The 12,245-nt window shown below is 34.5% G+C and carries 12 protein-coding genes; 7 read left to right on the plus strand and 5 right to left on the minus strand.

All coding sequences use genetic code 11. The features are described 5' to 3' along the window. Positions 1–142: 142 nt before the first annotated feature. From ACQ65V_RS02270 to apaG, 3 genes are all read left to right on the plus strand, one after another. Positions 143–1,393: a DUF5103 domain-containing protein gene (locus ACQ65V_RS02270; protein WP_430466708.1), complete on the plus strand. Its 1,251-nt coding sequence runs from the start codon at positions 143–145 to the stop codon at positions 1,391–1,393. A gap of 69 nt (positions 1,394–1,462) precedes the next feature. After that, a complete protein-coding gene (locus tag ACQ65V_RS02275; RefSeq protein WP_430466709.1) occupies positions 1,463–2,839 on the plus strand; it encodes a pyridoxal phosphate-dependent decarboxylase family protein in 1,377 nt (458 codons plus the stop codon). Positions 2,840–2,901: 62 nt separating this feature from the next. Then, complete coding sequence (gene apaG / locus ACQ65V_RS02280) at positions 2,902–3,288, plus strand: Co2+/Mg2+ efflux protein ApaG (RefSeq protein WP_155088400.1); 387 nt, start codon at positions 2,902–2,904, stop codon at positions 3,286–3,288. 96 nt (positions 3,289–3,384) lie between these two features. Here apaG and ACQ65V_RS02285 read toward each other — a convergent pair whose 3' ends face one another. Next, the gene (locus ACQ65V_RS02285; protein ID WP_430466710.1) at positions 3,385–4,392 is read right to left on the minus strand and encodes a DUF6695 family protein; all 1,008 of its coding nucleotides are present in this window, start codon (positions 4,390–4,392) and stop codon (positions 3,385–3,387) included. Between the two features lie 145 nt (positions 4,393–4,537). On the opposite strand from ACQ65V_RS02285, the gene pruA reads away from it, so the two are divergent. Together pruA and ACQ65V_RS02295 are read left to right on the plus strand one after the other, a co-directional pair. Next, positions 4,538–6,163: an L-glutamate gamma-semialdehyde dehydrogenase gene (pruA, locus tag ACQ65V_RS02290; RefSeq protein ID WP_430466711.1), complete on the plus strand. Its 1,626-nt coding sequence runs from the start codon at positions 4,538–4,540 to the stop codon at positions 6,161–6,163. Positions 6,164–6,310: 147 nt separating this feature from the next. Then, entirely contained in the window at positions 6,311–8,008 is a 1,698-nt protein-coding gene (locus ACQ65V_RS02295) for a T9SS type A sorting domain-containing protein (protein WP_430466712.1), read from the plus strand. Between the two features lie 48 nt (positions 8,009–8,056). Here ACQ65V_RS02295 and rsmG read toward each other — a convergent pair whose 3' ends face one another. After that, on the minus strand, positions 8,057–8,683 hold the full coding sequence (gene rsmG, locus ACQ65V_RS02300) for a 16S rRNA (guanine(527)-N(7))-methyltransferase RsmG (RefSeq protein ID WP_430466713.1): 627 nt from the start codon (positions 8,681–8,683) through the stop codon (positions 8,057–8,059). Positions 8,684–8,825: 142 nt separating this feature from the next. Between rsmG and ACQ65V_RS02305 the strand changes: the two genes are divergently transcribed. Further along, positions 8,826–9,920 (plus strand): fatty acid desaturase family protein, encoded by a 1,095-nt coding sequence (locus ACQ65V_RS02305; RefSeq protein WP_155088395.1) that lies wholly within the window; start codon positions 8,826–8,828, stop codon positions 9,918–9,920. Positions 9,921–9,942: 22 nt separating this feature from the next. Next, on the plus strand, positions 9,943–11,127 hold the full coding sequence (locus tag ACQ65V_RS02310) for a pyridoxal phosphate-dependent aminotransferase (RefSeq protein WP_430466714.1): 1,185 nt from the start codon (positions 9,943–9,945) through the stop codon (positions 11,125–11,127). A 68-nt stretch (positions 11,128–11,195) separates the two neighbouring features. Here the strand turns inward: ACQ65V_RS02310 and ACQ65V_RS02315 are convergent, their stop codons facing one another. The 3 genes from ACQ65V_RS02315 to ACQ65V_RS02325 form a co-directional block, all read right to left on the minus strand. Continuing rightward, entirely contained in the window at positions 11,196–11,456 is a 261-nt protein-coding gene (locus ACQ65V_RS02315; protein WP_430466715.1) for a hypothetical protein, read from the minus strand. 10 nt (positions 11,457–11,466) lie between these two features. Next, positions 11,467–11,751 carry a hypothetical protein gene (locus tag ACQ65V_RS02320; protein WP_430466716.1) on the minus strand — a complete coding sequence of 95 codons (285 nt, stop codon included), beginning with the start codon at positions 11,749–11,751 and terminating at the stop codon, positions 11,467–11,469. Between the two features lie 121 nt (positions 11,752–11,872). Further along, a complete protein-coding gene (locus ACQ65V_RS02325) occupies positions 11,873–12,121 on the minus strand; it encodes a hypothetical protein (RefSeq protein WP_430466717.1) in 249 nt (82 codons plus the stop codon). Positions 12,122–12,245: the final 124 nt, after the last annotated feature.

Below are 12,245 nucleotides of genomic sequence, written 5' to 3' on the forward strand. Positions count from 1 at the left end.
ATCCGTGCAAATTTACGAATTAATGAGTAAATATATTTTCAATTTAAAGTCAACATTTTTATTTATAATCATTTTAAATAAGGTACTACTACAAAGGCACAGAATTTGATTATCTTTATGCCTCATGTATTACAAACGAATAATGACAAAGAATCTATATAGCATTTTATTGCTTTTGTTGTTTCCAACACTATTACTTTCTCAAGCTGTAGAAGTTAGCCCACCTGATTTTATAAAAACCATAAAATTTAAAAGCAACACTACCCAAGGCCAGTTGCCCATTTTAAAATTGGGCGAACCTTTGGTTTTGGAGTTTGATGCGTTAAACGCAAATGAGGAGGATTTCTATTATGTTATTGAGCATTTTAATTTTGATTGGACACCTTCTGTTTTAGCTAAAGCCGAGTACCTAAGAGGTTTGGACAACCAACGGATTATGGAATACTATAATTCATTTAACACCTACCAAGTTTATTCGCATTATAAATTGCAAATTCCAAACATACAAACGCGTGGCTTATTGAAAAGTGGCAATTATATGATTTCCATATATGATGAATATGATGAGTTGATGTTCAGTAGAAAGTTTATGATCTATGAAGATTTGGTAAATGTCGGTGTACGCGTCAAACGATCTAGAGATGTAACTGTAATTGACGAAAAACAATCCGTGGATCTTGTCGTTGCCACCAACAGTATTAATTTTAACAATCCGCTAGAAACGATTAAAACACTTATTATTCAGAATAATAATTTGAATACCTCTATTTCTGATTTAAAACCTCAGTACACACTTGGCAATGAACTTATTTATAAGTATGATACTGAATCCGCATTTTGGGGAGGCAATGAATATTTATGGTTTGAAAACAAAGATGTTAGAACCTCTAATGTTGGTGTTCAGTTTATTGATTTAAAAGACATTTATCAGAGTTATCTTTACCCGAATATAGCTAGAGCAGGACGACCTTATACATACAATCCCGATCTCAACGGAAATTTTCAAGTTACTGCAGCCGAACGTTTAAACACTGATATTGAAGCCGATTATACCATGGTTCATTTTTCCTTATTAAATGAAGAATTAAAGGATAAGGACATACATGTGTATGGCAATTTTAATGCTTTTGCCATTGAACCGTTGACCAAAATGGAATATAATCCAGAAATTGGTAAATACGAAGTAAGTTTTCGCCTTAAACAAGGTTTCTACAACTATAAATATGTAGTTGTGGATAAAGATACAGGTGAACTTGATGAAGGTGCCATCAGTGGCAATTATTGGCAAACCGAAAACAATTACAAAGTCTTGGTTTATTACAGGGATTTGGGAGCACGTTTTGATAAGCTAATCGGCTATGGTGAAGCCACTTCCGTTGATATTTCTAATTAAGACTGTAAGGAATTTTCTCTTTATAGACTAAATTTCTTTTTACCTTCACACCAAAATTTATTTTTTAGAATGCAAAACGATGTTGCCTTATTTTCAGAACTGTGCGATGAGCTTTTTAAATTAGAAATTAATAAGCCAGTTGCTGAACCCATACCCACTTCAGAATTATATCAAGAATTAGATTTATCATTAAACACAGAAGGTATAATTGATAATGATTTAAAAGAAACGCTGAAAGAGATAATTAAAAGCACCCCAAAAACAGCTTCAAAATCTTTTTTCAATCAATTATTCGGTGGCAGAATTGACAAGGCTACTTTGGGAGATTTACTCGCTGTAATACTTAACAACAGTATGTACACGTACAAGGTTGCTGGCCCTCAAGTTGGTATAGAAAAACAAGTTCTAAAAGAAGTAGCTAAACTTGCTGGATATAATGATAGCAGCGACGGTACATTTGCACCAGGTGGGTCCATGAGCAATATGATGGCATTGATAATGGCAAGAGATGCCAAAAATGAAGCAATTAGAGCGGAAGGACTTTCATCTAAAATGACATTGTATACCTCAGCGGCTTCACATTATTCAATATCTAAAAATGCAGCTTTAACAGGTATCGGAAGAAATCAGGTTAGACAGGTAAACACTAATGAAAAAGGCGAAATGCTTTCTGAGCATTTAGAAGAACTTATTTTGAAAGATATAGCAGATGGTTACCAACCTTTCTTTGTCAATGCTACTGCTGGCACAACTGTTTTAGGAGCATTTGACGATATCATAGCTATTAGTAAAGTTTGTAAAAAACATAAGCTATGGTTACATGTTGATGGAGCCTATTGCGGAGGAGTGATTTTTAGCAAAAAGCATAAACACCTTATAAAAGGCCTAGAGCTTTCAAATTCATTTAGTGTAAATGCACATAAAATGTTGGGTACACCTTTGACGTGTTCAATAATTATAACCCAACACAAAGCGCAATTGCACCATTCATTTTCTAACGAAGCTGATTATCTGTACCAAACTGATAGTGACGATTTTAATCTTGGTAAAACATCTTTACAATGTGGACGACGCAATGATGCTTTAAAAATCTGGACGCTATGGAAATCCGTTGGAACAAAAGGTTTAGAAAAAATTGTTGATAAACAGTTTGAAATGGCACAAATAGCAAGAGATTATATCAACAATAACGATGACTATACGCTTTACAGCTTTGATGATTCTATATCCATATGCTTTAATTATAAGGGCGTCCCAGCCAATGAACTTTGTACTGCACTTTATAAAAATTCTGAACTCATGGTGGGCTTCGGAAATTTTAACAATATAGAATTTGTAAGGATGGTAACTATAAACAGTCTCTTAGAGAAAGAAGATATTTATAACTTTTTTGAAACGCTAGAAACATTTGTTTCGGAAAAAATGTTAAAATCAGTCACAACTTAACGTAAAAATTGCGCTATCATTCAAAAATTATGCTATTTTAGCATACTCTTTTCTTAAAGTTCATGGTACAACAAGTTACAAGCGGCATAAAAATTTCTGTCGAAACCAATTTTGAAGGTACATTTTATAAAAATTATAAAGTGCACTTCGCTTTTGGTTATAAAGTAACTATTGAAAACCAAAGTAAAGATTCCGTACAGCTCAATTCAAGACATTGGAAAATACTAGACGCGCTCAATAAGGAAGAGATTATTGAAGGCGAAGGTGTTATTGGTAAAAAGCCTGTGTTAAAACCAGGGGAATCTCATACTTACAATTCCGGGTGTCTTTTAACATCACCTTTTGGTGCCATGCAAGGGCATTACAACATGGTTAACTTTACTAAGGCCAGTAAATTTAAAGTTTACATTCCTACGTTTAAATTAAGCGCGCCTTTCGCACTTAATTAGGTTATATCATTCCGAAGTATTCAGGAATCTCTTAAATAATCATCAATTTAATTTATTGTGCTTCGCACTTCACTCAGTCGATATGACAATTATATTTTATTTTTTGAAGTCTTTTATAAAATCAAAACGATAAGTTTTAGAATCCTGCTCAACATGAAAAAATAAGCAGTTAGAGTTATATAAAAATTGATACTCTGAACTGATATCAAAACTTGTGTCATTCACTTTATAGATGCCATCGCAATCCACGTTCCCATAAGGTGAAATTCGTCTAAAGCGATAGTCAGATTTACTTCTAACGTCGTAAAGTTCAAACCAAGCACCTGTTCCTAATCCTCCTAACCATTGTGCATGATCTTTTTTTTCATCATTATATTTTGGCAAAATTTTTCCTTCTAAACTTGGGTTGTAATCTTTTAGAATATCCAAAAATAGTTTTCGGTTTTGCTTACGTACGGTAGAATCAAATTCATTGATTTCACCATTGTCAGAAACTGAGTAAACAAAATTCTCTGTATCAGAAATAACAACGTTTCCAATAGTACTTGGTGTAAAGCTCTTAGATTTTATGAGCTTTTTCTTAATGCTATCATTTGTTACACTCTCAATTAAGGTGTTCGTAACAAAACGTGCGCAGTTAGTCGCATCTTTAATAAAAGCACCATATCTTATAAAGCCTTTGTTTTGCATCTTATCGATATAGTCCCGTGCTAAATTATAATTAACTGCATTACAAACTGAAGCGTACATAGTGCCTTCACCATGGGTTAATTTAGGATGCGTAGCCAAAAACTTCAGTATTTCATCTAAATTTTGTACGGTATCATTCTTAATATTTGCAACGATTGGGAGATTCAGCTCAAAATCAGTCTCTCTTCCTCTCACTCTTCCGTTGGGTTCTATAGTTATATATCTCCCAAAGTCGAAATACTCTAAAACACCTGAGCTTTTATGTATTAAAACCAATGCTGCGTGACCTGCTCTAACATGTTTTTTACTACCTATGAAGGCAAAGCGTAAAAACTTAGAGTACCGTTCTTTAGCATGAGGCACAATGGTTTCTGGATATGCCAGTACAATAATAAAAGCGTCATTATTAAGCATAAAGGGCTTCAAAAATTTAAGGGAGCAACTTACAAAAAATAATGCTCGTAAGTTTCACAGAACTATAACGTTTGAAATTAACAATATCTCATAAATATTGTAACTTTGCACTTTCAAAATTCAAATTAAAAAAACAAAACATATCATGGGAAAAGGATTCTTTAATGTACCAATAGCTGTTAACGAGCCTGTTAAGTCTTATGCTCCTGGTTCGCCAGAGCGCAAAGCTGTTTCAGAAGCTTATAAATCGATGTTTAACAGCAAGGTAGAAGTTCCTCTATATATCAATGGAAAAGATGTGAAAACTGGCAATACCAGAACCATGTCTCCTCCGCACGATCATCAGCATATCGTTGGCGAATACCATATCGCTGAGCAAAAGCATATTGATGAAGCAATTGCTACAGCTTTAGAAGCTCGTAAATCTTGGTCTCAAATGCCTTGGGAACATCGAGCTGGTATTTTCTTAAAAGCCGCAGAATTAATTGCCGGACCATATAGAGCTAAGATTAACGCAGCAACTATGATTGCGCAATCTAAAACTATACATCAAGCTGAAATTGATGCCGCCTGTGAGCTTATAGACTTCTTACGTTTTAATGTTCAGTTTATGACTGATATTTACATGGAACAGCCAGAAAGCACAAGCGATGCATGGAACCGTGTTGAATACAGACCGCTTGAAGGGTTTACATATGCTGTAACACCTTTTAACTTTACAGCTATAGCCGGAAACTTACCAGCTTGTATGGCATTAATGGGTAATGTTGTGGTTTGGAAACCAAGTGATAGCCAAGTGTATTCAGCAAAAGTTATTATGGATGTATTTAAAGAAGCTGGTGTACCTGATGGTGTTATTAATGTTGTTTTCGGTGATCCAGAGATGATTACAAATACGGTTTTAGCTAGTCCAGATTTTTCAGGATTACATTTTACGGGTTCAACACATGTGTTTAAAGAACTTTGGAAACAAATTGGAAACAATATCCATAATTATAAAACTTATCCTAGAATTGTTGGCGAAACAGGAGGAAAGGACTTTATCGTTGCACATAAAACAGCAAATGCCAAGCAAGTCGCAACAGCAATTGCTAGAGGCGCATTTGAATTCCAAGGACAAAAATGTAGTGCGGCTTCAAGAGCATATATCCCAAAAGGAATTTGGGGAGATGTTAAAGATTATCTTTTAGAGGATTTAAAATCTTTTAAAATGGGCTCTCCTGAAGATATGAGTAATTTTATTACTGCGGTAATCCATGAAGGCTCTTTTGATAAATTAGCTAAATACATCGATGGTGCAAAAGCCGATAGTAATGCAGAAATTATTGCTGGCGGAAACTATGACAAATCCAAAGGATATTTTGTTGAGCCAACAGTAATAGTTACTACAGATCCTAAATACACAACCATGTGTACGGAATTATTTGGACCTGTCATCACAATTTATGTTTATGAAGACGATAAATTTTCTGAAACTCTAAAAGTGGTAGATGGTACGAGTGAATATGCCCTTACAGGAGCTATCTTAGCAACGGATAGATATGCTATTGATGAGGCTGCTAAAGCGCTACAAAACTCAGCTGGTAATTTCTATATCAACGACAAACCAACAGGTGCCGTTGTAGGACAACAACCATTTGGAGGCGCAAGAGCTTCTGGAACAAATGATAAAGCTGGTAGCGCTCAAAACTTATTGCGTTGGGTATCACCAAGATTAATAAAGGAAACTTTTGTTACACCTACAGATTATAGATATCCTTTTTTAGGTTAAGAATCACAACAAACTGAAATACAAATCCTTAGAAGTGCTATACTTTTAAGGATTTTTTTTGCTTTTCATAGAAATGATAGTAGGAAAAATAAAAATAACGCTTAAACTTCGTATCTTATCGATCTTAATTAATTAATTCCTCTTCCTATGAGAAAACTCTACTTTTCTATCTTATTGCTTTTACCAGTTTTAATTTTTGGGCAAACCGCATTAACATCAGGCATAACACCAGATTTATCAGCCTATGGCGAAGCAGTAAATTACCCTGGAGAAGGTGAATATGAAATATTTCTAAGTCCAGATAATATTCTAGATAAGCCTATCATTGTTGTAGATGGTTTCGACCCTGGTGACGCTAGGGATATTCCTGGTCTTTATAGTTTATTGGATTTCACTGGCAGCTCAGGAACTCAGAATCTAGCAGATTTAGTTAGAGCGCAAGGGTTTGATGTAGTTATATTAAATTTTCCTGTTTATATAAGAACAGCAGATGGTGCCACAGTTGATGGAGGAGCTGATTTTATGGAACGTAACGCAATGTTACTCGTAGAGCTTTTGGATATAATTAATACCGCAAAGACAGCAAACAGCCCAGAAGAAAATGTAATTATTGGGCCAAGTATGGGAGGCATCATAACGCGCTACGCTTTAAATTACATGGAAGCCAACACCCTTGATGCAGACACGCGTTTGTACATTTCATTCGACTCACCGCATCATGGAGCAAATGTTCCAATTGGTTTACAGCACCAATTGAATTATTTAGCATTTAATGATCTAAATCCCGTTCCAGAAGTTCAACCATTGATTAATTCATTGCTTAAATCACCTGCTGCACGTCAATTACTTGTAGATCATTTTGAACCACATCTACAATCTGGTAGTACGGTAGAATTTGACCCAGCCTTAACATTACCTCAACCGCATCCGTTTAGAACAACATTTGAAGCCAGTATAAATTCTTTTACATCTAATGGTTTCCCGCAAAACACTAGAAATGTTTCCATTATAAATGGTAGCGGAATAGGAAGCACTTACTTAGCAGCTGATGGTATTACACCAATTACAAATGGATTTACTATTGTAGATACTTCAATACCTGTCGATGGTCCTTTTGGACCTATTGATGTAGAAGTTGAAATTTATATGACTCCTGCTGCAGGTACTGCACAACAAATCAGTCGGTTTTATGCGCCTGTATTTCCTCCATTTATAGTTGTTGAATCCACTGCAAGTTCTGGCACTACAAATTTTGATGGAGTCGATTCCGCACCAGGTGGTTTGTTTGATTTATCTGGCCTCACAGGAGATTTAGGAGGTGGCGGTGGACTTGCCGCAGAATTCTTAGCGGCATTACAAATTGATAAATTTAGTTTTATTCCTTCAGTAAGTGCTTTAGCGCTAGATATTACAGACGAGGCTACAGGAGATGATATCAACTGGCATCACAGTATAGATTTAGCAGGTCGTGCTACAACTAATGACACTCCTTTTGACAATACATTTTTACCAGATGATAACGAACCACACGTACAATTAACAGAGGATAATGTTAATTTTGCCTTAGTTGAAATACTAACTCCACCATTAAGCGTTTCGGGCAATGATAGAATGACCTTTCAACTAGAGAAAAATCCTATTGACAATGAATTGGTGTTGCTTTCTAATAAAAATACCAATGCTAATATAAGTATTGTTGATGTTGCAGGTAAAATGGTATTTAATTCAACAACCACATTAGGTAGCAGAACATCAATTCCTGTTAAATTAACTTCAGGATTTTATATTGTGAATGTTAGAGCTGAAAATAACGAAACATTTACGACTAAATTTTTAGCCAACTAAAAACCAAAAATCAACCATAAAAAAAGCTCTTCAGATGAAGAGCTTTTTTTATTTATGCTTTAATGGTAAGTAAATTACTTTTTTAGTTTCAAAAAAGGCTTCTTCAAAATAATCTGAAAGCAAATATGCTTTAACTGTAGAATATTGTTTTAATTCATCCGTTAAATCACCGCCTTTTAAATAGAGAATTCCATTTTTAAGTTCATTTTTTTGCTGTTTGGCTATTTTACCTTTTACCCATTTTGTAAACTCAGGCATCGCAGTCACAGCTCTACTCACTATAAAATCATAGGTTTCATCAATCGCTTCTACTCTACTATGTGTTGTCTTAACATTGGTTAATTCAATGGCTTCACATACTGCATTAATAACTTTTAGTTTTTTATTGATGCTATCTACCAAGTGAAATTGACAATTAGGAAATAAAATTGCCAAAGGTACTCCTGGAAATCCACCACCAGTACCTACATCTAAAATTGAAGAATCATCACTGAAGTTAATCACTTTTGCTATACCTAATGAATGTAATACGTGTCTTAGATACAATTCATCAATATCTTTCCGAGACACTACGTTTATCTTAGAGTTCCAATCTTTATATAATTGCTCTAAAGCCTCAAACTGCGCTATTTGCAGCTCAGTTAGGTTTGGAAAATATTTTAGGATTAAATCCATAGTTGAAATTTCTGCAAAAATACATTATTTTATTGTGGATAATTTAACCTTAATCATTAAGGCTTCGTTTTATATATTAACTATCTTTGGCGAATTATAATGTATTTAATCCCTATACGTTATATATTAAATTTTATTATTTATGACACAACAAACCTTATCCTTTTCAAGAGCTGACTCAGCAAAGTTCTTTAGAACGTTGAACAAACGTGTAAACAACTACTTTAAGGAAAATAACATAAAACGCACAGGTAATTGGCAACTTTGGTTAAAAACCATAGTAATGTTTGCCATATTTCTTGCACCTTATTTTTTATTGCTCACCTTAAATATTCCTACTTGGGCACAAATACTTTTGACCATTGTTATGGGAATTGGTATGGCTGGCGTGGGTATGAATGTGATGCACGATGGTAATCATGGTTCTTTTTCTAACAAAGAATGGATTAACCGTTTAATGGGTAGTAGTATTTATATTTTAGCAGGAAATGTTTATAACTGGAAAGTTCAGCATAACGTTTTGCATCACACCTATACTAACATTCATGGGCATGATGAAGATTTAGAAGCTGGAAGAATTTTACGTTTTTCCGAACATTCTGAATGGAGGAAACATCATAGGTTCCAGCATTATTATTCCGTTTTATTGTATGGTCTATTAACTATTAATTGGGCGATCACTACAGATTTTCAGCAAATGAAACGCTACATGAAACGTAAATTGTCTTATGGTAAATTACCCAATCCAGTGATTAATTGGAGTAAATTAGTAGTATCAAAACTTTTGTATGTTTCTATGTGGATTGTGTTACCAATTGTCTTAACTGACTTAGCTTGGTACGAAGTGTTGATTGGGTTCTTTATTATGCACTATGTTGCCGGACTGATACTGAGTATTGTGTTTCAATTGGCACACGTTATGGACGAAGCCGAAATGCATTTACCTGAAAAGGATGGTACTATGAAAAACACGTGGGCAATACACCAATTAAAAACTACAGTAAACTTTGGAGCAAAAAATTGGTTGGTAAATTGGTACACTGGTGGTTTAAATCATCAAGTAGAGCATCATATCTTTCCGCATATTAGCCATATCCATTATGGTAAAATTGCAAAAATTGTGAAGGATACCGCAAAAGAATTCAATCTGCCGTACAAAGAATACGAAACCACAAGAAAAGCGGTTGCTGCACATTTCAGATTTTTAAAAGAAATGGGAATGCGACCAGCGATATAAGCATAATTCTATTATTACAACCATGAACCAACTTTCGGATAGAATTAACAATCTATCGACTTCAGCAACCCTTGCTATGGCTGCAAAAGCCAGAGAATTAAGAGCAGAGGGAAAAGACATTATTGGATTAAGTTTGGGAGAACCCGACTTTAACACTCCAGATTTTGTTAAAGAAGCAGCTATTAATGCTGTTAACGAAAACTATAACAGCTATACACCTGTTGATGGTTATGTAGAATTAAAGGATGCAATTATCACTAAGTTTAAGCGTGATAATGAGTTGGAATACAAAAGATCTCAAATTGTAGTCTCTACTGGTGCTAAACAGTCTTTATTCAATATTGCCTCTGTGATGCTAAACGATGGTGACGAAGTTATTTTACCTTGTCCGTACTGGGTAAGCTACAGCGATATTGTAAAATTAAATGGAGGCGTTCCGGTTGAAGTACAAACGGATATAAAGAACGATTTTAAAATGACAGCCGAGCAACTCGAAGCTGCCATTACACCAAAAACCAAAATGATTTGGTACAGTTCACCGTGTAACCCAAGTGGGTCGATTTACAGTAAGGATGAATTAAGAGCACTTGCCAATGTTTTACAAAAACACCCGAACATCTATGTGGTTTCTGATGAAATCTACGAGCACATCAATTTTATTGGAGGTCATTTTAGTATGGCACAGTTTAATGATATGTTCGATAGAACCATTACCGTAAACGGAGTCTCTAAAGCTTTTGCCATGACGGGTTGGAGAATCGGTTATATAGGTGCTCCAGAATGGATTGCTAGAGCCTGCAACAAAATGCAAGGCCAAGTGACCAGTGGTGCCAATTGTATTGGTCAGCGTGCTGTAATTACAGCATTGGAAGCCGATCCTTCGCGCATCAAATACATGGTAGATGAGTTTAAGGAACGTCGTAAACTCATTCTTGGTTTATTGGAAGGCATAGAAGGCTTTGAGACCAATGAGCCTGAAGGTGCTTTTTATGTATTCCCTAATGTATCCGCTTATTTCGGAAAAACCATCAAAGGAAAAACCATAAACAATGCTACAGATATGTCGTTATTCTTATTGGAAGAAGCCCTTGTCGCCACAGTAACAGGTGAAGCTTTTGGTAACCCTAATTGTATAAGAATTTCTTACGCAGCATCTCAAGAACATATTATTGAGGCAATTAAAAGGATTAAAACAGCGTTAAGCTAGTATAAATTCATCAATCGCCTTTTTTAAAAGAAAAGCTCTAACGTAAATTTTATGTTAGAGCTTTTTTATTATGATGCAAAAAGCATCCAAACCAAAGCGATTATTATTATAGTCGATAAAACAACTGTTTTAATCCACATTATTCTATTCTCTCTTTTGAGTCTTTTTCTTATCTCTTGTAGCTGCTCTGGTGTGGCTTTTGGTAAATTGTGTTCCGTTTTACCGTTTTTATCATAGCCACCGAGTGTCTTTCTAAATCTTTTAGATTTATCGAGCATTATATTCTTATTGCTCCTTAAAATGCTAATCATTGATTCTCCTAGCGGCATATTTGAGATATTAATAAGTTAATAATTCAACTATTCCATTGCTTGAGTAAAGAAAAGCACATAATAAACCGAGAAAAAGAATTGTTGTAATTATAACAACCTTTGTCATTCTAGTTTTTCGCTCTTCTTTTAGACGCTTTGCGATGGCATTAAGCTGCTTATCAGTCGCTTTAGGTAAATTATATTCTGTTATTTTATCTAGACTATAACCACCCAATCTGTTCTTTAATCTGTCACGCTTAGAAAGCAATTTTAGATTATTCTTTACGCTAATTACCATTGAAGTTCCAGCCATAATTTCTAGATTTTAGATAAATAAAGTTTAGAGCAGCATAAAAAACTTATATGTTGCTGTAGATATAAAAGGCATTAAAAAATGCCAGTTAAAGTTCAGAAAGTTCGAATAGAAGTTCTATTTAGAACAGCGCTATTAAGGCGATGGCAAACACTGATAACTTTAAAATTACAGCTGTATGGTTTACCTTGCGTAATTGTGAAGATTTGATACGTTGTCTAATTCCGAATATAGACTTTGGAGTTGACTTGCTGAAGTTAAGCTTCACAATTGACTTGTAATTAGAATTCAATAGTCCATTGGTTGTAAAATGAGACACCTCAATGGGTTCTGGTACTGTTTCTAATTTTTGATTTAATACTAATTCCATGATTGATATTTTTAATTGGTTACGCTAATATGACGCATAACAATTAATTTTGTTACACTCTGTGTTTCAACTATATCAATAGATTGAAGTACTCAAACTCAAAAAATAGTAGTAGAATTATAGG

This window comes from Winogradskyella ouciana, from assembly GCF_965284585.1.
GTDB classification, from domain to species: Bacteria; Bacteroidota; Bacteroidia; order Flavobacteriales; family Flavobacteriaceae; genus Winogradskyella; species Winogradskyella ouciana.